At 62.9% G+C, this 20,739-nt stretch carries 17 protein-coding genes; 7 read left to right on the top strand and 10 right to left on the bottom strand.

The features are described from left to right. Positions 1-68: 68 nt before the first annotated feature. Genes ACRYJK_RS04670 through ACRYJK_RS04630 form a run of 9 tightly spaced genes read right to left on the bottom strand, consistent with a single transcriptional unit; the run spans position 69 to position 11,758 of the window. A complete protein-coding gene (locus tag ACRYJK_RS04670; RefSeq protein WP_160611838.1) occupies positions 69-902 on the bottom strand; it encodes a hypothetical protein in 834 nt (277 codons plus the stop codon). After that, complete coding sequence (locus ACRYJK_RS04665; protein WP_482666389.1) at positions 899-1,735, bottom strand: META domain-containing protein; 837 nt, start codon at positions 1,733-1,735, stop codon at positions 899-901. Before ACRYJK_RS04665 ends, ACRYJK_RS04670 begins: the two co-directional genes overlap by 4 nt. Further along, on the bottom strand, positions 1,732-3,651 hold the full coding sequence (locus tag ACRYJK_RS04660; protein ID WP_160611836.1) for a hypothetical protein: 1,920 nt from the start codon (positions 3,649-3,651) through the stop codon (positions 1,732-1,734). The genes ACRYJK_RS04665 and ACRYJK_RS04660 overlap by 4 nt, the downstream gene beginning before the upstream one ends. Further along, positions 3,641-4,360, bottom strand: a complete 720-nt coding sequence (locus tag ACRYJK_RS04655) for a hypothetical protein (RefSeq protein WP_160611835.1) — start codon at positions 4,358-4,360, stop codon at positions 3,641-3,643. The genes ACRYJK_RS04660 and ACRYJK_RS04655 overlap by 11 nt, the downstream gene beginning before the upstream one ends. Further along, positions 4,357-5,568 (bottom strand): hypothetical protein, encoded by a 1,212-nt coding sequence (locus tag ACRYJK_RS04650; protein ID WP_482666388.1) that lies wholly within the window; start codon positions 5,566-5,568, stop codon positions 4,357-4,359. The genes ACRYJK_RS04655 and ACRYJK_RS04650 overlap by 4 nt, the downstream gene beginning before the upstream one ends. Further along, the gene (locus ACRYJK_RS04645) at positions 5,561-7,927 is read right to left on the bottom strand and encodes a hypothetical protein (RefSeq protein WP_482666387.1); all 2,367 of its coding nucleotides are present in this window, start codon (positions 7,925-7,927) and stop codon (positions 5,561-5,563) included. The genes ACRYJK_RS04650 and ACRYJK_RS04645 overlap by 8 nt, the downstream gene beginning before the upstream one ends. Then, on the bottom strand, positions 7,924-9,183 hold the full coding sequence (locus ACRYJK_RS04640; protein ID WP_202390390.1) for a serpin family protein: 1,260 nt from the start codon (positions 9,181-9,183) through the stop codon (positions 7,924-7,926). Before ACRYJK_RS04640 ends, ACRYJK_RS04645 begins: the two co-directional genes overlap by 4 nt. An 8-nt stretch (positions 9,184-9,191) precedes the next feature. Continuing rightward, complete coding sequence (locus ACRYJK_RS04635; protein ID WP_482666386.1) at positions 9,192-10,541, bottom strand: hypothetical protein; 1,350 nt, start codon at positions 10,539-10,541, stop codon at positions 9,192-9,194. Positions 10,542-10,600: 59 nt separating this feature from the next. Then, positions 10,601-11,758 (bottom strand): hypothetical protein, encoded by a 1,158-nt coding sequence (locus ACRYJK_RS04630; RefSeq protein ID WP_160611831.1) that lies wholly within the window; start codon positions 11,756-11,758, stop codon positions 10,601-10,603. A gap of 406 nt (positions 11,759-12,164) precedes the next feature. Here ACRYJK_RS04630 and ACRYJK_RS04625 point away from each other — a divergent pair, with 406 nt between their 5' ends. Then, positions 12,165-12,503, top strand: a complete 339-nt coding sequence (locus ACRYJK_RS04625; RefSeq protein ID WP_482666385.1) for an ArsR/SmtB family transcription factor — start codon at positions 12,165-12,167, stop codon at positions 12,501-12,503. A 219-nt stretch (positions 12,504-12,722) separates the two neighbouring features. Further along, complete coding sequence (locus ACRYJK_RS04620; protein WP_370592431.1) at positions 12,723-13,409, top strand: NAD-dependent epimerase/dehydratase family protein; 687 nt, start codon at positions 12,723-12,725, stop codon at positions 13,407-13,409. A gap of 156 nt (positions 13,410-13,565) precedes the next feature. Here ACRYJK_RS04620 and ACRYJK_RS04615 read toward each other — a convergent pair whose 3' ends face one another. Beyond that, complete coding sequence (locus ACRYJK_RS04615; protein ID WP_482666384.1) at positions 13,566-13,985, bottom strand: CBS domain-containing protein; 420 nt, start codon at positions 13,983-13,985, stop codon at positions 13,566-13,568. A 487-nt stretch (positions 13,986-14,472) separates the two neighbouring features. Between ACRYJK_RS04615 and ACRYJK_RS04610 the strand changes: the two genes are divergently transcribed. The 5 genes from ACRYJK_RS04610 (at position 14,473) to ACRYJK_RS04590 (ending at position 20,728) form a co-directional block, all read left to right on the top strand. Continuing rightward, entirely contained in the window at positions 14,473-16,113 is a 1,641-nt protein-coding gene (locus ACRYJK_RS04610; RefSeq protein ID WP_482666383.1) for an acetolactate synthase large subunit, read from the top strand. After that, a complete protein-coding gene (locus tag ACRYJK_RS04605; protein ID WP_131621726.1) occupies positions 16,110-17,510 on the top strand; it encodes an aldehyde dehydrogenase family protein in 1,401 nt (466 codons plus the stop codon). Before ACRYJK_RS04610 ends, ACRYJK_RS04605 begins: the two co-directional genes overlap by 4 nt. 207 nt (positions 17,511-17,717) lie before the next feature. After that, positions 17,718-18,065 (top strand): hypothetical protein, encoded by a 348-nt coding sequence (locus tag ACRYJK_RS04600; RefSeq protein ID WP_199504784.1) that lies wholly within the window; start codon positions 17,718-17,720, stop codon positions 18,063-18,065. A 226-nt stretch (positions 18,066-18,291) separates the two neighbouring features. Further along, complete coding sequence (locus tag ACRYJK_RS04595; protein WP_370592433.1) at positions 18,292-19,521, top strand: TolC family protein; 1,230 nt, start codon at positions 18,292-18,294, stop codon at positions 19,519-19,521. 10 nt (positions 19,522-19,531) lie between these two features. Further along, positions 19,532-20,728: an efflux RND transporter periplasmic adaptor subunit gene (locus ACRYJK_RS04590; RefSeq protein WP_482666382.1), complete on the top strand. Its 1,197-nt coding sequence runs from the start codon at positions 19,532-19,534 to the stop codon at positions 20,726-20,728. Positions 20,729-20,739: the final 11 nt, after the last annotated feature.

The raw sequence follows: 20,739 nt of genomic DNA, 5'->3' as shown, positions 1-20,739 counted from the left end.
ACCATTTCTGCGTACGCCCCGTTCCGCCTATGTCTGGCGTCGCGAAATTGTTGCTGGGTGCTCAGCATTCAAAATCCCCGAAAGCGATTGCAGTCGATCGGTTCGAGGTTTGGGTCGCGCAGGCGGCGGTCAGCCTCGCGCTGCGCCTGCCGGACAGCACAGGCATTGGCCCGCGTGATTATCTGTGCAGGGCGGTCGCCACTACGTTCGCCGTAGCGGCGCAGTGCCGGGTTGAAGCGTTCGGGCCAGGCGAACGGGTCGGTGACCGTCGTTACGCTGACGACCTTGTGGTCCCCGCAAGCTGCCGCCAGTTCAGGCGAGGCTGCAGAGGGTTCGCTGAACCATCCCGTTTCTGCCGAAAGACCGACCCGAACGGTTCCCATCCTGTCTGGCTCGTATCGGGAACCGAAAGCCAGATAGCCCTCATCGTCGATAGTCAGCGCAGTTCCGTAAGGAAAATGGACCAACGGATCGTTATCGCCCTCCCGGTCGAGAAAGAAGCAGCCATCCCGCAACACGATAGTGTGCTGACTGCCGAGATCGAGAACGTCGCCTGCCGGTTCCTCCGCCTGCGGAAACGCGCGGATGTAGTAGGAAAGATCGGGCGGCACGGAAGGCCTGACCAGCTTCGGCTTGTCTGTCACCGGCTGGGGCGGCCATTCCTTGTCGAGATCGGAGAATGGCGGCGGCAAATGCGCTTCCTGAATCGTGAGACGACCGCTGCGCTCCTGCGTTGCACCGATCGGGATCGCTGCCGGTTCCTCACAAGCGGCCGTGAGGTTGCCTGCTTCCATGATCATTCGCCCATTCTCGTCGAACGTGCACAGCGTAGCCGTGTCATCCACTTGCGAGCAGGCCGCGAGAAAACCAGCCATCGCCGAGGAAATAAAAACACGCATCATCGCTCCGCATTGCCGATCAGCACATGTCCGCCGCCAGCAATGAGGAGTTCTCCGTTCGGCCCTACAAGATAACGCGGATCGGAGCGCATGAGATCGGCGAATGCGTCGTCGAGAGCGAGGTATTCACCGGTGCAGTTCTGCTCGGTGGCGCCAATCTCGTCTTCGACCAGCAGACGGTCTCCCTGGATCGCATAGGTGCCAAACAGCGTGGCGCACGAAGCCAGCCCTTGCCATCCGTCCTGCGAGAAGGGCAGGTGCCTGTCGGAGGGACTCGAGCTTGCCGTCTGGCCATCGATGCGGCTGATCGTCCAGCGCGTGTCGGCCAGTTTCTGCGAGACCGGACCGGCGACGGGGATGCGCATGGGATCGGGCGATAGTCCTGAATCACTCGCCCGGCGCGTCCGCCTCAGCGTCAACCGATGGGCGGATGAACGGATCTCCAGTTGATCATTTTCGAGCAGCACCTGCGGATTGGCAAGGAACAGCTCCGAGATGGCTTGCTCCTGCTCGTTCAGCCGCCCTGGACACCCCATTGCGTCACCGCCCCAGCTATGCGCCGCAATGCGGCCCTCGGAAAGAAGAGCCAGCCCGCCGAACGCGTTGCAACCGATCGAACCGCCGATCGCGTCGCTTGAGATGGCGATGAAGGGTTCCTCCGCCATTTCGGGCAGGGCCTCGCCATCGATGCTGACCACCCGCCAGCTACCTTTGAGATCTTCCAGCGAGCGGATATGACGGTCGATATCCTCGCTAAGGTTAGCGCCCGCGGTCCTATCGGGCGCGGGATTGCAGGCGCACAGGATGACAGCGAGTAAGGATACCCAGGCCCTCATTGCAGCATCGCGCGCATAATCACTTCACCACCGGGAAGCGGCACGGTGTATTCCGGATCTTTGGGACACGTGCTGACGCAGATGATGTCGGGGAAGTAGTTGTCCTCGATCCAGCGAACGGCTTCGGCCACCGCAGGTTCGGTGATCGGTGCGCCGTTGGGAAGCTTTCCGGGGCAGGCCACCGCGCTTGCGGCCCAAATACCTTCGCCCAGGTGCAGTTGGCGACTGACGGGCGTGCAGCCGTCGAAATAAGCAGTCACGCCACCGTTACCGCGCGGCGCGCCGAAAACGTATTCTATCCAAAGCCGGGTAGGATCCGGCAATTCCCGCTCGCCAATCTTGGTGATGAAGTAGCGCCGAACCGTGGGGTTGCCGAAATTGTCCACCGGGCGCGGAGGCGCGATAGCTTTCATTCCCTCCTCCACCGACCGCGCCAGCTCGCGCGCGTCATCTACGCTCGTTCCCGCGAAACCTGCCGCCCCCAGCACGTTCGCGCCATCGACGGCTTCGGCCAGCTTGCCTTCCACGATCCGCATCAACGGCAGTGTCATCTGCACAACCCGCGTATCGGCGGAAGGAGGATTTCCCTCGAAAAGACGACCGGCGATATAGCCGCTCCTGCTCGCCAGCAGCAGCACCTCGTCCCCCGGTGCGGGTGTGATGAGTGGCGAGCGGCTCTTGCCCTCCAGTGGCGGCATGCGCACGATCAACAGGTCTCCCGCCCGTTGCCCGCCGCGCCAGCTTTCGCGCACGCGATAGAGGTAATCGAGCGACAAGCCATCGCCGCGATCGACAGGCCGAATTCCTTCCAGCGCCGCAAGCGCAACGATGGGCGCGGACGCCAGATGCTGGCGCAAGCCTTCAGGCGGATCGAGCGGGGCCGGTAAGAGCCCCGCCTCGAGAGCCTGCGCGTGTTGCCATGCCGTCAGCCCCGAAAACGCTAGACGGCGCGGATCGGCTGGCGTTTCGACCTCGGGCGATCCTTCGCCGCCCAGCCCCACGGCACGCAAGGCGAGCGCATCCCGCTTCTCACCCTCAAGTCTGGCCGCAGCCTGGGCAAGTTCCTGCGCCCACGGATGGGGTGGTATGGCTTCAGCGTCGCCTGCCAGTTCAGGAAAGCGGGATGCTGGAACCAGCGTGGCGCGATGGCCAGCGATTTGCAGCGTCATACGCGTTTCGACTGGCTCGGCGCGATAGGATGCCGCTGTGCCGAGTTTCGCCAGGCGGTCGCCCAAGGTGCGTGTGCGGCACCGGTCACTAAAACGAACATAGGAGCCTGCGACCCGAACCTCCCAATCGCGGTCGCTGAACCAGGCATTCGTTGCGACCGAGCAATTGGCCGCGTCCACTCGATATTCCGAACCGAATGTCACGCGGGTCAACTCGTCACCGCGATAGGGGCGCCCGCGCATATCGGCGAGCAACCATTCGCCGCGAATGAAGTCTTCGCTAGGGTGAGTCCCGGCGACATCGACCTTGGCGAACAGCCATGTCTCGCCGCCCCGTTCGACGCGCAATGTCTCACTATCTGGCATTGTGATCGCCACGTCTGCGCCATCGAAAGGAGCCAGAGGAGAAAGGGATCGGCAATTTTCGGGAAGCCCGCCAAACCCGTGTTCGATGGTGAAGCGATTTTCGCCCAGATCGCGCAGCTGTCCCTGCGAGACGTTGCATCCGCTGCCCCACGAAAACATCGGACTCCAGATCGTCAGGCGATCCATTTCCGATACGCCTGGTCCGGACAGTGGGCGCCACTCGCCGTAGAGCTCTCTCACCGCGTCGGTCATCGGAGCGAACTGGCCGGGCGGAGGCGGGGGCAGGGCCGCGGCCGTCCCGACCGTCGGCCCTTCGCTGGTCTTGCAACCGGCCAGCGTGGCAGCCAGCAGCATCGGAAGGGCAAAGACTCTAAGCCGCATTGATGTAGTCCTTGCAGATTTCTTCGGCACCCGGCGGACGTGGTGCGGGCGGCGGTGGCGGAGCAGGTGGGCGCAAGTCTTCGCGGGCTTGTCGGGGCGCTTGCGGTGTTGGAAGGGTCTCTGCGAGGGGCTTGTATCCCGGCGGTGGCACCCACTGTTTGGGTGGCTGAGGAAACATCACCGCGCAATCCTGCGCTGCGCTCCGCATGCCCACCGTCGCCAAGGTCTGAAGCACGGCCTCGCATCCCGCATCGCTGCGGCACGTGCCCCAAAAAATCGGTTCTTCTTTTTCCTTCCAGATCGCGACTCTGGCGCTCTCCGCACCCTTGGCATGATTGGTAATCAGATAGCGCGTGGCGCCATCGGGCAGATGTTTGCGGAATGCAGGCATGCCATTGATCGTTATCTTCTCACCCCAATCGTCGCTCATGGGCACGCCGCCGTAATGATCCAGAACGTAATCGAACCGCACGTCGCCTGCGCGCCAGACTAGATGCGTGCTGTCATCGCCGAGCGGGCATTCGATAGCTCTACTCGGGCACTCTTCGAGCGCACCCTCCACTTCAAGACCACGAGGAAATCGGAACCCAAACCCATCGTAGGAGATGCGCCCGGACAAGTGGTCTATCGGTTCAGGCACGACGATATCGGTGGGTTCGCCGCAGCCTGTGAGCAAGCACGCGGCCAAGGCGGTCAGGTAGATCTTCACGGCAACGTGCCCTGACAGTTGCCATTCCCGCCATTGAGCAGCCAAATGTCGCGTTCGATCCGCTGCATAATGGCAAAAGTGGCGGCTTCGTCCGCGCCGTTGACTTGCGGCAGGCGATCCACCGCGCGATCGAGTGGCCCGGTCCGATCGACGAAAGGTAAGCCAGCGAATGCGCTGGGATCCCCTGCGACTTCGACGGCGACCAAGCGAGGAGCGGCCGTCGCTTGCTGCACCTCGCGCACGGATCGGGTGAACGCTTGGGCCACCTGGTAGCCAAGGCCGGTGCCATAGACACTGTCCGGGCCGAGCTTTCCGCGCAGGAATTCAGCCGCGCCATGATGCGGATCGCCAATGCGTCCCCGCCGGCTGGAATCGAGATAGGTGCTCGCTTTCTCTAGCCAGGGGCGCTCCTGCTCGTGCGGTGCCGGACGAACTTCTTCAACGAAATTGCCGCGCGCATAATAGGCCGCGTGGATCGTTGCGCCGGCTCCGCGCAGACCTTTCTCAACGCCGGCGGGAGAACTGCCGGGCCGCAAATGAAGGAGCTGGATCGTAGTGTCGGACGTATCGCGATACGCTGCAAGCCGCACCGAATAGAGCCAGAAGTCCTCATCTGAAAGTACGACGGGCACGAAGCCGAACGCCGGATGATTGGGCGCGCTGGCCCTTCCGTCGCTCATGGTCAATCGGTTGAGAACCCTGCCCTCGGCATCGCGGAGGACGACGTAAAACCGCCCGGTCTCGGCGGTGAGACCGGGCGGGCTGCAACTCGTCATGGGCGGAGGGGGAGGTGGAGGGGAGCCTTCGGCGACCGGTTCCCGGAACAATTGCGAGGGCCGTTCTTCACTGAAGGAGAACGGCGTAACCTGGCCCGTCTCGCTGGTAAAATGTTGCAAGGGCGCGGAGAAGATGCCTTCCTTGTCGGATGGCGTACCGAACAGGGTGAACCGGTCGGCGCTCCTGCCCTTGAACCGCGCGATGGTGCGTACGGTGATGATGCCGGTCGGACGCGCGTCACCGCCTCTGGTGCCGTCATCCTCCACTAGCACCAGATCGGCGTAGGTTGCCGCGTCCAGCATTTCATTCGCGAAATACTGGCCGCTGGCATGACCGACGGGTTCAGGGCGTTGGCTATACGTGCAGGCGTTTACGGCCTCGGGCACCGCGCACACGGCGATGAGGAACGCGATCAGGACTGGTCTAATCATTTCGTTCACCCTCCTCGATCCGCAACGCACGCGCGATGGGCGCCAATCGTTCGCGCAGTTCGTCGAGCGCGATCGGTTCCGGATGGAGAGAGACCGGACGCACGATGCCATCCTCGTCGATGCGCGAGGGCGGCATCCAGGGTATCGAGACGAACCAGCGTCCTTCGGTGCGCGCGACGCCCTCTCCGCCCTGGACATAGGCCGAGTGCCGATAGAGGGCGTCATTTAGATGCAGCACCCAGCGCGAGCCCGGCTCGAGCGAGTTGGGCAGACCGGGCAGCAACACCGGCTCGTCCATCGCCTGCCCGTAAACGCGCTCCCCCGCCTCGTTCAGGCGCTCGCCCGAGGCGAGCCGCTGGCGCAGCTCGCTGCCGGGAGTAGCGGCGCCCGACAAGGTTTCGACTATTCGCCAGCGAACCGTGGATGTGAAGCCGTCAGGCCCGTTGTGGAACATCTCGATCCCCACCGGCTCGGCGATCACGATATCGGTGGCGAGCACCGCGCGTTTTTCGACCGTTGCCCGCCCGTTCATGGACTCCAGTGCTTCGATCGGGTCGTAGCCTGCGCGTCGAAGGTTCTGAATCCGGTCCAACGTCTGGCCGTAGGCCACGAGAAAATGCGTCTGTTGCAGCGATCCGGCTCTGGAGGGCTTGCTTGCGACCCAGCGGCTGTCGGTCTCGCCGGGGCGTGGCGGTTCGGGCCGCATGATCGGCGTCTGCTCGACTAGCGCACGGATGGCCGAGAAGTCTGGGTGCGCTTCCAGCGGATACCAAACCGCTTCCGGGTCGCGGCGGATCGGAATATCCTGCCAGTAAATGGCCGACTGGTTATCCATCGCCAGCCGGACCAACGCCGGGAAGTGGATCCTGCCCGCTACTGCCGCGTCGGAGATTGCGCGCACATCTTCGGGACGCACACCGACATAGCCTTCGATCTCGCTGATGGTGATCTGAGCCTCGAGACCGAGTGCGGCCAACTGAGCGGCAATGTCGTCGCGTGCGGCATTCAGTGCATTCGCCCCATGCGGCACTACTTGCCCCGTTACGAATGGCCGGAGCGCGGCGGGTGCGAGGGCATCGAGCGAGACCGCGTCGGTGTGAAAAACATGGGCGGTCGCCTGATGCTCATCGATCCAGATCGCAGCGACGACATCGCCGCGTTCCGTCATCCTGCTTTCCCGCCAGGCCTGTAATTCGGCCAGTCGCGCCATATCGGCAGCGTAGTCGGCTTCCGCCGCTACCCGGCTGCCGAGCGCGCGTTCGCGTTCGGCCAGAGCCGACTGTTTGCGCTGACTGTCCCAGACTTCGCGCGGCGTGATCCCGCGCACGACGCGATAGGGACCCGGGCATCCGTCTGCGCCGTTGGCTTTGGCCGGCGGGATCTCCTCGCCCGGCTGAAGGCCCATCAGCACGACATCGCTGTTCGCGAAGACCTTCGCCCCGGAGAACCGGTTCATCACCGCCACGCGCTCAGGATCGGTGAGGTCGAGCGCCTGGCTCTTTTCCCATATCGCAATCTTCGGCTCCTCGCCTTCGGGATGAAGCCACAGGCACCCGTCGCGTAAAGTCAGTCTCGCGGGAACGTCCGGCACCCCGGCCAGCGTGCGCGGCATACCATCGGTGCGGTATGCGAACTGCGGGAAGCCTTTGATGCGCGTGTCGCCCGGCGGAACTGGCGGCGCGGGGATGGGAAACGGGTCCGGCTCCTCGAACAGGACGTAATCCGGCAGGTCGATTTCTCCGCGCGCAGCTGCCTCGCGGATCGGATCGGCGCTCTGGCCAAGAGTGATCCTGATTGTGCCCGTCATCTCGTTACTGCCTGCGCCAAACCAGCTGATGCCGAGACGCGACAGGTCTTTCACCAGTCGATCCTGGGTCGCTCGCAGTTCTATTACCGTTGGCCCGGGCCGTTCGATCGGGAGGAAAAGCGGGTCGCTGGTATACTTCGCCAAAGTCGCCGCCGCGTCGCGGGTGAAGGCGACCGCCACGCCATAGGTCGGCTCGTGCTGAATCCACAGCCCGGCAAATGTGTCCGGTTCCTTCTCGCGAAGAACGCCTTGCAGATTACCGATGGAATCGTCGGGCGCCGCGGGCAGCGGCGGCGGCCCCGGTTCGGTGCGCGGGCCGATCGAGCCGCGCAGCTGGATTTCGATGCGACGGTGCGCCTCCTCCACGCTCACGCAATAGGCGCGGGCATACCAAGCGGTTTCGGCGAACTCGCCCTTGAAATTCTCGATGCCGTCGATCTCTTCGGCGGTGAGATTCGGGCAGGTTTCGGAAAGCGGCTTTTCCTCCTGCGCTTGGGCGGGCGGCGCCAGTGCGAAGGCCAATGCGCTCGCGGAAAGGATGAAACGGTTCATGACGCCTTCTCCACCGGGGTCGGGTCAGCGATGCGACCGAAGAAGATTAGCGCGCCGCTCGCCCGGTCGCGGATGGTGACGAGGAACGGCCGATCAACGATCATACGGGGCACGTCCGGCACCAACCGCGCGCCAACCACGACGATCTTCACAGCCGTTGCCGCTGCCGCCTCGGTGCCTTCTTCATCGACCCGCAAGAAGGTTGCGTGGGCGACATCGTCGATCTTGAGCGGCGCGTTGGCCATGCCGGAAAAGTTCGCGCATGCTTCTGCGAAGGCGCAGGGCATTCCGGCGGCAATGAGCGCGCCTTTTACGCTTTCGTCGAAGCGCGCTTCGAAGCGCGGCAGACGCAGCAGAATGGTCTGCTCTGTTGAAGCGCCCAAATCGAACTTCGCATCGCTGCCCTGATCGGCAAGCATAAACGAAAGTGCGTGAAGGTTCTGCTCCCACCTTCTCAGGGTCTGGGCATCCTTCGGCAGAAAGACTTCCATCACGAAGCGCTGGCTCTTGCCATAGGGCAATGCCACCGCTTGTCCGTCGCGGGTCTCGCGATATTGCAGCGGCGCGAGCCGCTCCATCATGTGGACCGCAACCTTCGAGCCGTCCCCGCGTGTGAACTCGCTCAACGAGCCATCCTCAAAGGGCACGGTCCAGTCGGCTTTGAACCAGACCGCATTCGTCAAGACTGCGGAAGTAAGATCGTTGAAGCCGCTGGCATCGACGATCTTGGTGATCCGCTCACGCGTTGCCTTCGCAACCCAGCCATTGATCCGGTCCGCCGATCCTTGCGGGGCGCCGCCGAAATCGACCGTGTCCGCAGTTGCGCCGAACGCCGCGCGGACGGTCTGCAGATAGTCTTCCTCGAAGGTCAGCTCGTCCGAGAGCCAAAGCGCGTTGGCGACCGACAGCGATACTTTGTCGTCGCCTGTCTCGGTCAGGAAATCGTCGTAGGCATTGACCAGCAGTTCCGGCCGAGTGGCCGCGTCCCATCCCAGCAGCGCACGCATTTCCGTTTCGGCCTGCCCGCGCGCACCCAACAGGGCGAGACCAAGCCCTTCGCTCAGCGACAGCGGAGAGATGAACAGATTGTCGTTTGGCCCGGCCGCCTCGGCCAGCTCGGGATAGAGCCTTGCGGCAAGTTTCGCCTGGCCTGAAGTCAGGTCGAACGGGATGGCCTCGTTTGCCGCATTGCCCGGACTTTGCGCCGGAGTGGTCGTGCACGCCGCGAGAGTGACTGCGATGGCCACGGTGAGCATTGCTGTTCTCATCGATCCTGCTCCAGAAATTCGGCGAGCCACTCGGGGATCGGGCGCAGATAGCCCTCGGGCGTTCGGCACAGACCGAAACTGAGGCTGCTGCCCGGCGGACATATGGCTGGGTCCATTACGGGGGAAGGCGGGCTCATAATGACCATCGAAGCGCCGATCGGGGGCATTAGCACGCCGTCCGGCCCGGTTTGCCGACGGCCCGCCTGCCGCTGCTCGAGCCAAGCATAGGCACGCCGCGCCTGCGCTTCGTCGAGGCCGTAGCTGTCGCGCAACCAGCGCATGGCGTTGACCTCGCCATCGCTCACCTGCTGCTCGCTACGCGCCGCGGCGCTTTCAAGCCCTTCCACCTTGATGACCTTGCCCGGGCCGCACGCTGCGCGGATCGGATCGACCAATTCCGGCTCGGTCACTTCATTGACCGAACCCATGAACTGCACCGTCTCGCCAACCCTTGCGTAGCCCGGTACTTCCTCGTCGCCGAAGGCGAGGTAGCTTTCGCTGTCGACGAACAGATTTGCGCCGAAGGGGAACAGCACCAGAGAATTGTCGCGATCCGCGGCGCGGAAGCAGCCATCCTTCAGCACCACTTTCACCCGGCTGCCGATGGCGTTGACCGGTCCTGCGGGCCGGTCATGCCGGGGAAAGATGCGAATATGCGGCGCGACCGCCGCGGGCACGGCCTCATCGCGTGCTGCGGGCACCGGGGGATTCACCAGCGGCACCACCGGCGGCGCCCGAAATTGCAGCTCCACCGATTCCGGAATCGTAACCCACTTGCGAGCGACCAGCGCGCGGAACTCTTCCGCCGCCACGCTGATTTCTGCTGTCACCTGATTGCCCCCTCCGGTCCCGGCCGAGCGCAACACGCGGTCCTCGCGAAAGGTCTCCCACATCCATCGCGCATCGGCCTGCAACTGCTCCATTGACCAGCGCACGTTCTCCGCGAAAAAGCGCGGGTGCTGCGTGTATTTGCGCAAAGTCTCTGGACCGTCGCGCAGAAACTGGAAGACGACCGAGGGATCGCCCTCATTGTCGTAATAGACGGTGACGTAATTACCGCGCTCCTCGCGCTCGAGCCGGCGCGAAAGCTCCGCCACGTCGTCACTCACCCGCCCCTGAAAATCCACGACTCGCTGGAATTGTTCGTCAGCCGCGATCTGCTCGGCCGTGCGCGGCGGCGGATCGCCCGGCTGCACCGGCGTGGATTCGGCCGGAGGCGCATCGAGGATCGTGGCGAGACCCCGCTCATCAAATTCCGCCCTGAACGGCTGTCCGAGTGTTTCCACGGAGGCCGTATTCGCCGTTTCAGTGCAACCACCGCTCGCCATGACTGCAAGGAACGGCAACGCCAGACGCCTTAGTGCGAGCGCGGAAGAGTAAGTCGATCGTTTCAAATTCATGCTTGTCATCCCGCATCCGGCTCCACTGGTGGAGTGGGCGGGATGGGGTTGGCCATCTCGCACCATTGCGGCTCGGCTTTCCCGCCGCGAAGCCTTTTGTCCGCCAGCACACGCTCTTGCTCCAGCAGGCAATCATTGGCCTGGCGCAGCGCTTCCCCCTTCCTCAGCCCTTCGCGCGCGGCGTTCTGCTTCACCGCAAACCACACCCCGCCATAGCCCGCCGCTTGATCGAGCGATTTGACCGTTACCACGCGGTGGCGCCCGCAGGCTTCGATGAGCGCCGGCGGAGGCTCTGCCACTTCTGCGCGATAGCCGAGCTGCATGCGGGTACCGACGCGGGCCAATTGCCGCGCGTTAGCGGAATGGCGGGAGCGGAAAGCCATATGCCCCTCGCGATCGCGGTAGACGCCGACGCCGAGTGGGAACATCGCCAAAGGATCGTCAGCGCCTTCTTCGTCGATGAAAAAGCATCCGTCGCGCAGCACGATCGCATCGTAGGTTGCCAAGTCTGGCGTGGGACCGGGCAGCGTCCGTTCGTACGGGAAGTAGCGGATCAAGTGCCTTAAATCATCGGGAACAGCGGGGAGATCTGGCTCTGCCCATTCGCTGAAACGCAGAACAAGGTTGGGGGGGATATTCCATCGCTTCGCGGTCCGCATGGCTTCGAACTCGGCGCGTGGCACCGCGATGTTTAACCACGGTACGCTCATATTTCCGAACCCGGGCGATGCGATACCGTCACCGATACGGCCAGCCCACTCGCGCGCGACGCGGTCCTGGTCGGTGCGAGCGAAGCCGGCTGTGGCAGGCTGGAACAGCGAATTGCTGGTATAACGCCGCAAGGTCGCCGCAGGCTCGTTCAGGAAATAGGCGACACCCGTGACCTTGCCCAGGCCGTCATTCTCCGGCCCGTCGCGCCAGCGCCATTCAATTCCCCCGAAGTTTCCGATCTCGCCGCGCTTGAGGCGGCGCAACAGGGGCAGATGTCGTTCCTCCAGCCTGTCGGCAAACCGCCAGCGACGATCTTGCAACGTGGGCGAATAGGGTTCTGGCCCAATCCGGGCGACCGGCGCATAGGGCGGCGCCTCGAGAATGGTGGCGTATGTTTGACCTTGTTCGGCCTGCGAAATGGAAGCCCCATCCGAACAGGCTGAAAGCATCATGAGAACAGCTGTAAGATGGCAGGTAATAGGGCGGCTCCTCATGTTACATGAAGCTAGTCAAGCCTCTCTGAACCATTGATAAATCAGGTCTGACCCCTGTCGCGCCCGGGAATGCTGGCGCTTCGCAATTCAGCCGGGACCCGGGCCAATAGCCTTCAACCCTCGGCTGGGTGCGCTCGTTGACCTTCGGCTCGGTCCGCTGCTCGCGCCGCTCTTCAGCTCTTCCAGCGGCCCCAACAACCCACATCACAGTAAGCTTTCGCTCCGAAGCCTTTAGGACTCGGCAGCAAGTTTGCCCCGTTTTAGGCGTTGTCCTGAGTGCACCGGCGGGCCCCGATTCAACCATCAAGATCCGATGGCATGGCGCGTATTTCGATCATTATCGAAATAAATCTTGACGCCAAATATGCGTTTTTATATTTCGAGGTTGATGGAAATGAACTCTTCTTGGGCGGTCAAGGCTCTCGCCGGCCTTGCCCAGGAGCATCGCCTAGAACTGTTTCGCCTGCTCGTTCAGGCGGGCGAAAACGGCATGCCGGCGGGCGGCATCGCCGAAACGCTCAACATTCCGAACTCCTCGCTATCGTTTCACTTGGCCCACCTTACGCGCGCGGGGTTGATCCAGCAGCGCCGGGAAGGCCGCTCGCTCATCTACACCGCCGACTACGGCGCCATGAATGGCTTGGTAGGCTTCCTGATGGAAAATTGCTGCGGTGGTGCGGGCTGGTGGATCACCTCCCTCTGAACCAGCGACTATAATCGACTTGGATCTCGGCACCGACGAGGGCGTGGAAACCGCGTTGAAGAAGGTTCGGGACCAGTTCGGCGGCCGGATCGCTTCAGTCATCCACCTTGCTGCCTATTACGACATCACGGGAGAGCCGAACCCGCTGTACGAGAAAATCACCGTCCAAGGCACGAAGCGGCTAATGGAGGCACTCCAGTCTTCGAGGTCGAGCGGTTCGTGTTCGCAAGCACCATGCTCGCGCATCAGCCGACGGCGCGGCTTGAAGAGCGGATCGACGAGGAGTCGCCACTTGGTCCCACTTGGCCATATTCGCAGTCAAAACTGCAGACCGAAGAACTGCTCCGTGAGGTGCACCGGCACATACCGGTAGTATTCCTGCGGATCGCCGGTGTTTACGACGACATGGGCCACTCCGCTTTCCTGGCCGAGCAGATAGCGGGCGTGTACGAACACCGGACAATCGCGCATTTGTATGCGGGAATGCTCTGGGCAGCGCAATCCAGGGTGCACCTGGACGATCTAACCGAAGCTTTCGCAAGGGTCGTCGAACACCGCAAAGATCTGCCCTCGGAGCTGCCGCTGCTGATCGGGGAGTCGGACGCCGTGGGATACGCCGAGATCCAAGACACCGTGCATTGCGAAATACACGGCAAGGAATGGACGACGGTCCGGATTCCCAAAGGCGTCGCCAAAGTCGGTGCATGGCTGCAGAACGAGGTGCTTGGAGACGAGCAGTTCGTCCAGCAGTGGATGATCGACGAGGCGAGCTCCCATTACATCGTCACCAACGATCGGGCTAGGCGGCTCATCGGATGGCGGCCGAAGCGCTCCCTTCGCGAGACGCTTCCCAAGATCGTCAAGGCGCTCAAAGCGGATCCGCAGAAATGGTACAAAAGCAAATAAGCTCAATCCCGCCGTCGAATCTGCACCAGAACCAGCCGAACCGCTTAAAGCCTAGGGTATCAATGCTGCCTCACGCTGAATAGCGTGAGGCAGCAAAGATGCGCGAGCGTTCAATTGCGAAGCGGAGCCGCTTTTAGCATATGCGCCAAAAGCAAATTATTGCGCCGGCTCCGACACTTCGCGCACGAGATCCCCTGTCTGATGCTCACCAGCATGCCGCGCGATATCCGCTTGTGACACGATCCCGCAGCACCTGCCCGCATCGTCGACCACCGGAAGGCGACGAACCTGATTGTCTTCCATCTTTTTGCAGCATTCAGCAACGCTGGCATCGGTGGTCACTGTGATGGGTGAAGAGGACATGATGTCTTCGACCAGGGTTTCGGCAGATTTGCCTTCCGCAACGCAGCGGCAAGCGATGTCGCGATCGGTAATGACGCCGACCAGCTCGCCTTCCGCGTTGGTCACGGGAATTTGACCGCAGTCGTTGCTTGCCATCAGCGAAGCCGCTTCCTTCACACTGTCCGACGGGCTGCAGCATGCCGGATCCTTTGTCATCAGTTCGCGAATTTCCACGTCATCTCTCCTAGGTCTTTGGCAAATGGTTGCGCTGCTATGGCGCGCTCACTCGTTTAACGCAGGGCCCTGCCCCCTCGTTCCTTTCGGTCCGATGATATGGTGCCTTCGACCGACGAGCAGCCACTCGGACGAAGATCCATATAAGCGTCGTTGAAGCGCCTGAGTTGGGTCTGCGATCGAAGGGAGGCCAAAGGCTCGAGCTTTGCGTCGAGAACCGGATAGAGGCGGTCTGCCGTGGATCGGCGAAAGCAGAGCGGTTTTCCCCGAGTCGTGAGCTAAGACAGCGGTCCTCGGACGTTGGCGGAACAGTGAACCAACGGCATCGTTGTTATCTACTCGCACGGGTCATGGCGGCTTCTCCTGCAATTGGTGCACGAGCCTGTTAAGATTACCCCTGTGCTCGTGGCTGGTGTCCCATCAAGCCAGACAACGGAATGCTACTGCAGCAGGCCTGCGAACAAACAACGCAAGAAAGACTTTGCTGATGAAAGCATCCGATCTCCTAGTCGCCGCCCTGGAAGCCGAAGGTGTCGAATACATCTTTGCCGTGCCCGGTGAGGAGAATTTGGATTTGCTTGAATCGCTTCGCACATCTTCGATCAGATTGATCGTCACCCGCCATGAACAGGGAGCCGGTTTCATGGCAGCGACATATGGTCGCCTCACCGGAAAACCCGGCGTCTGTCTGGCGACGTTGGGACCGGGGGCGACTAACCTTACAACGCCGGCCGCCTACGCTGCGCTAGGCGCTTTCCCCCTCGTCATCATTACCGGGCAGAAGCCCATCAAGGTCTCGAAGCAGGCCCAGTTCCAGATCGTCGATGTGGTCGCGCTCTTCACCCCATTATGCAAAATGGCAAAGCAGATCGTGAACGGTAATCGCATACCGTCCCTAATTCGGGAGGGTTTTCGAAGGGCGCAGGAAGAACGACCCGGCGCAGTACTGCTGGAGTTGCCCGAGGATATCGCGGAGGAAAAAACGTCGGAACCCGTCGTTGCGCCTCACCCGCGACACTACGCCATGGCGGGCGATGCCGCGCTCGATGAAGCGGCCGAGCGGATCTTCGCCGCCGAACGCCCACTCCTTCTGGTGGGAGCCGGAGCCAACCGGCGCAGCGCCTGCAAAGCGCTCCGCAAGTTTGTTGACGATACCCAGTTTCCGTTCTTCGATACCCAGATGGGCAAGGGGGTGCTCGACGAAGCGAGTCCGCTCTATCTCGGCACCGCGGCATTGTCTTCGGACGACTATGTTCATTGCGCCATCGAGCGCGCCGATCTGATCGTCAACATCGGCCATGACGTTGTCGAAAAGCCGCCCTTCTTCATGGAGCCCGGCGGGCAAACCGTCATTCACATCAATTACAAGGCCGCCGAGGTCGACCAGGTCTATTTTCCGCAGCTGGAGGTCATCGGCGATATTGCTGGGTCGGTGGAAGGTCTGGGAGAGCGGCTTCGCGGCAAGCAGCCGTGCGACCTGACAGCTTATGCCGGTGTGCACGAAGAAATCGCCGCGCATATCCGTCGCGGCAGCGACGATGCACGGTTCCCGGTCATACCCCAGCGCGTGGTTGCCGATGTGCGCCAGGTCATGGGGCGGGACGACATCGTGGCGCTCGATAATGGTATCTACAAGATCTGGTTCGCCCGCAATTACATCGCGCATGAGCCCAACACCATTCTGGTCGACAACGCACTGGCGACGATGGGAGCCGGGCTGCCCTCGGCCATGATGGCGGCGATGCTCTGGCCAGAACGCCGTGTGCTGGCCGTTTGCGGCGACGGCGGGTTCATGATGAATTCGCAGGAAGTAGAAACCGCGGTCCGGCTTGGCCTCAACCTGGTTGTGCTCATTCTGAATGATGCCGCTTACGGGATGATCCGGTGGAAGCAGGAGCAACTTGGGTTTCCCGATTACGGCCTGAGCTTCGCGAACCCGGATTTTGTCACTTACGCGAAAAGTTATGGCGCGACGGGCCACCGGATCGACAGCAGCCAAGCACTGGTTCCGACCCTGAACGATGCGTTCGAGAGCGGCGGCGTTCACCTCGTGGATCTGCCGGTAGATTACTCCGAGAACCGCAAAGTTTTGATCGATGAGCTGAGCGCGATGGAATGCCCCCAATGACTTGGCAGGTCCTCAACCCTTACGACCAGGAGTGCATCGGCAGCGTGGACCTGGTCGAGTGGCCGCTGATCGACCGCTGGCTCGACGAGGCGCGCGCATTGCACGAAGACCGGCGGGCGTGGATTCCGGTTCATGAGCGGATTGCCATTTTGCAACGCGCCGGCGCGCTCATGCGCGAGCGTGCCGAAACGCTTGCGATGCAGATTGCACGCGAGGGCGGGAAACCGCTTGTCGACGCCCGTGCCGAAACCAGCCGCGCCATTCAGAGCGTCGAACTCTGCGTGCATGAACTGTTCGCGAGCGGCGGGCGCCAGATCCCGATGGACCTGACCGAGGCAGGCGCAGGCCGCAGAGCCTACACCTTCAGGGAGCCGATCGGACCTGTGGTCGCGATTTCGGCATTCAATCATCCGCTAAATCTGATCGCCCATCAGGTGGGCCCCGCGGTGGCGACCGGGTGCCCCGTTCTGGTGAAGCCGGCCAAGGATACGCCCCTGTCCTGCAAGAGCTTCGTAGAAATCCTTTACGAGGCAGGTCTCGACGAACAATGGTGCCGCTTCGTACCCTGCACGAACGATGTCGCCGAGCAAATGGTCACGGATCCGCGAACAGCGTTCTTCTCATTCATCGGGTCAGCGAGAGTAGGCTGGATGCTTCGTTCCAGGCTCGCACCCGGTACGCGCGTGGCGCTGGAACATGGGGGCGCGGCACCGGTCATCGTCGATGAAGGTGTTTCGCACGAGAACGTCATTCCGTCGCTCCTGAAAGGGGGCTTTTATCATTCTGGCCAGGTCTGCGTTTCGGTCCAGCGGGTGTTCGTTCCGCGCGCCGAACTGCCGGATTTCGCTGCCGAGCTGGCCGCGGGCGCAGAGGCACTGAGGGTGGGAGATCCGACTGAAGAGGAAACGCAGTGCGGTCCTCTCATCCGCCCTGCCGAGGTCGACCGGGTCGAAGCCTGGGTCGCTGCCGCCGTCGAGAATGGTGCCAGACTGGCCGCAGGCGGGAAGCGCATCGGCCCGACGCTCTATCATCCCACCGTTCTGGTCGATCCGCCCCGCGACGCCAAGGTTTCGCGAGAGGAGGTGTTCGGACCCGTGGTGTGTGTCTACGGATACGACAGTATCGACGCAGCAATTGCCCAGGCGAACGAGCTGCCTTATTCCTTTCAGGCCGCTGTATTTACCCAGCGACTGGACATCGCCGATCATTGTGTCGAGCGCCTATCGGGCTCCACAGTGTTGATCAACGACCACACCGCATTCCGCGTCGACTGGATGCCGTTCGCAGGTCGCCGACAATCGGGACTGGGGACGGGGGGCATCGGCTACACGATGGCGGATATGAGCGACGAGAAGATGGTGGTTCTGAACAGACCGCATAATTGTAATCTACCGTAGGCGCTGCTCATGGCGTCACTAACTTAACATCGAGGCAATGGACCGGTCACGCTCCCGCGCTCCTCCAACGATCCACGCGCCGAGAATGCAGCGAAAAGTGACCCCATGCGCCTATTTCTTCGTTCCCCACTCTCCACTGTTAATCTGAGTCGAGACGGTGTTTTGGTGTTGTCTCAGTTCGCTTTCAGTGGCAATGGCGCGCGGTCCATGACGCTCCGCTCAACCTCGCCTTTTCGGGCACTCGCGGCTCTGCTGCTGTTGTTCGCCGTAGTTTTCGGCGGCGCGTCCGATGCGGTTGCGTGCGATGATGTGGGAACCTCGGTGGAACAGGCTATCCAGTCGGTCGATACTTCGCCAGCACCCGAAGAGTCCGGCGACGACGCGCAACAGAACGCACTGTGCGCGCACGGCCATTGTCACAATGTGGCTCCGCTGGATCGTGGAGAGGCTTACGTGGCGGAGCAATTGGCGGCGACCACGCTGCACTTTGCCCTGCCGATGGTTGCGCTCAGCGCAGTTGAAATCACCTTAGATAAAGAGCCACCTCGGGCCTGACACTTTCCGTGCTGCTGTCGCAGCACGTGTTTTGTGTCAGCAGAGGAGCTCTCCGACAATGGTTTCCCGAATGCGAGTCCGCGCCGTTTGGTGCCGGATTCCTGCCCCGCGATCGAACGCGATTGGTCGCACGAGCAAAGTTGCTCGGCTTGTTATTGCTGCTGCAGTTCTTGGCTACGGCCCCGCTGCGGCACTGGCGCAAGTAAGCTCACCGACAACGCCCCAGGTGGGTTCGCCGACCATAGGTCCACCCGCGCCGATCGATCGCACCGGGAACGATGCGTTGCTGCTGGTGCCGAGCGACGAGCCCTTGCCCGATAACCTTACCCTCGAAGGGGCACTGGGCGCGGCGGAGGCACGGTCGCCGGCAATCGCATCGGCGCGCGCATCCGTCGCGGCGGCGCAGGGCAGGCTCCGTCAGGCGGGTTTCAGAGACAACCCCGAACTCAGCGTCGAGGTTGAGAACTTTCTGGGCACCGGGGAACTGAGCGGGCTGCAAAGCACTGAGGTGACCGTAGCGGTCAATCAGCGGCTCGACTTGGGAGGCCGGAGATCCGCGCGCCAGGCCGTCGGACGCGCCGAGCTCGCCGTGAGCGAGCTACGCTTGCTCGTCACGCGCGCGGAACTGGCCCGATCGGTGAGGCAACAGTTTGCGACAGCGGTCGCGGCGCGCGAGAGGCTGCGTATCGCGGCCGAGAACGAGCAGAGGTCGCGCGAGCTCGCACGGATCGCCAACATTCTGGTCGAAGTTGGCCGGGAGCCGCCACTGCGTGCGCTTCGCGCGCAGGCCGCAGCCAGCCAGGCCGCGGCAGAGCTTCGCGGCGCGCAAGCCGAAGAAGCCGCGTCACGCCGTACCCTTGCGGCTTTGTTCGGTGCAGACACAGCTCCCAGTTCGATTGCGGGCGACCTCGGCGAGCCGATCCCAAACACAAACTTACCGGTCGAATCCTTGGACGTACGGCTCGCCAATGCCCAGCTCGCTCTGGCCGAGGCGAGTCTCCAGCAACAGCTTGCGGAGCGACGGCTCGATCCCGCGGTTGGACTTGGCATCCGCCATGTCCAGGAGCTTGGCGATCAGGCGCTTGTCGCGGGGTTTTCGATGCCGCTGCCGATCAGGGACCGCAACAGCGGGAATATCGAGGCAGCTCGAGCCGAAATCCGCGCCGCGGAGGCTGAGCGGGCCAGTGCGCGTGTGGGGGCCAGCACCCGGATCGCCAACGCGACGGCCAATCTCAGCGCAGCCAACGCGCGTGTCGAAGCGCTCGAACGCGGAGCCATCCCCGAGGGACGTGAAGCACTGCGGCTGGCGCAGCTATCGTATGAGGCTGGCAAGATCGAGCTGATCGAGCTGCTTGATGCGCAAGCCGCGCTGACAAGTGCCGAGACCCAACTGATCGAAGCTCGCCTGGCGCAGGCCGAAGCCACCGCGGAACTCGCGCGCGCGACAGCGCAGTAAGGACACGACCATGGACCTCAATCCAACTGATGATCGCAAAAAGCTCATCGCCATCGCCGGAGGCATCGCCTTGCTGGCGGGCGTTGGCGGCATACTTATCGGCCGTGCTACGGACGAGCCGACCGCAGCCGGTGCGACTGCCGAAGAAGCCGAGGCGGGCGAGGAAGAGGGCGAGGAGGAGCACGGACCCGAAGGGTTTGTGGCGGTTCCGCCTGCAAATCTGGACGCGGTCGGAATTCGGACCGAGCGTATTACTGCGGGCTCGCTTGGATCCGAAATCCTTGCCCAGGCGACCGCGACCGCTCCCCCGACCGGTCGCTCGTCCCTGACCGCTCGGGCGGACGGTGCGATCACGAGCATCTACAAGCGCCTCGGCGATGGAGTCGGTGCCGGTGAGACCGTCGCCTTGCTCGAGAGTCGCGAAGCGGCCGCGATCATGGCCGAGCGCGCTTCGGCCACAGCCCGCGCGCAGGCGACGGCCGCCGCGCTCAATCGTGAGCGGCGTCTGTTCGATGCCAAGATCACCGCTCGGCAGGATCTCGAGGCTGCCCAGGCCGAGGCTGCGCAGGCTCAGGCGGAGCTGCGCCGCACCCAGGCGGCGGTGACCGCGGCCGGGGTGACCTCAGACGGACGGCACATTGCCGTCCGCAGCCTGATCAGCGGCCGGATTACCAAGATGGATGCGGAGCTTGGCGCTTTTGTATCGGCCGGGACCGAGCTGTTCGAGGTCGCCAACCCGCGCAGCGTCCAGATCGAAGCGGCGGTGCCGTGGTCAGACGCTCAGCGCATCCGCCCAGGCGATCGGGCCGTGATCGAGCTGGGCGATGGGGCGACCCTGGATGCGGTGGTCCGATCGACCACACCCTCGCTCGACACCGAGAGCCGCGCCGCAACCGTGGTGCTGTCTCCGTCGGGCATTCCTGCCGGGCTGACCCAGGGCCAGGCATTTCGGGTCCGGATCACGCCGCGTGGTGGCGCGACTGGAAATCGCATCGTCATCCCGGAGGGTGCCGTCCAATCGGTGGAAGGCCGCGATGTCGTGTTCGTCCAGGTGAATGGCGGCTTCCAGGCGACCCCCGTGACCGCGGGTCAACGCAGCGGTGGCCGAATCGAGATTCTCGGAGGCATCAAGCCCGGCGCCGTGATCGCCACCGAAGGCGCATTCGTTCTCAAGTCGCAGCTTGGCGCCAGCGAAGCCGAGCATTGATACAGGCACCT

The sequence above is a fragment of the Sphingomonas sp. BLHR8 genome (assembly GCF_056821725.1).
Note: the sequence above shows the minus strand (reverse complement) of the source record. Positions and strands in the feature narration are given on the sequence as shown.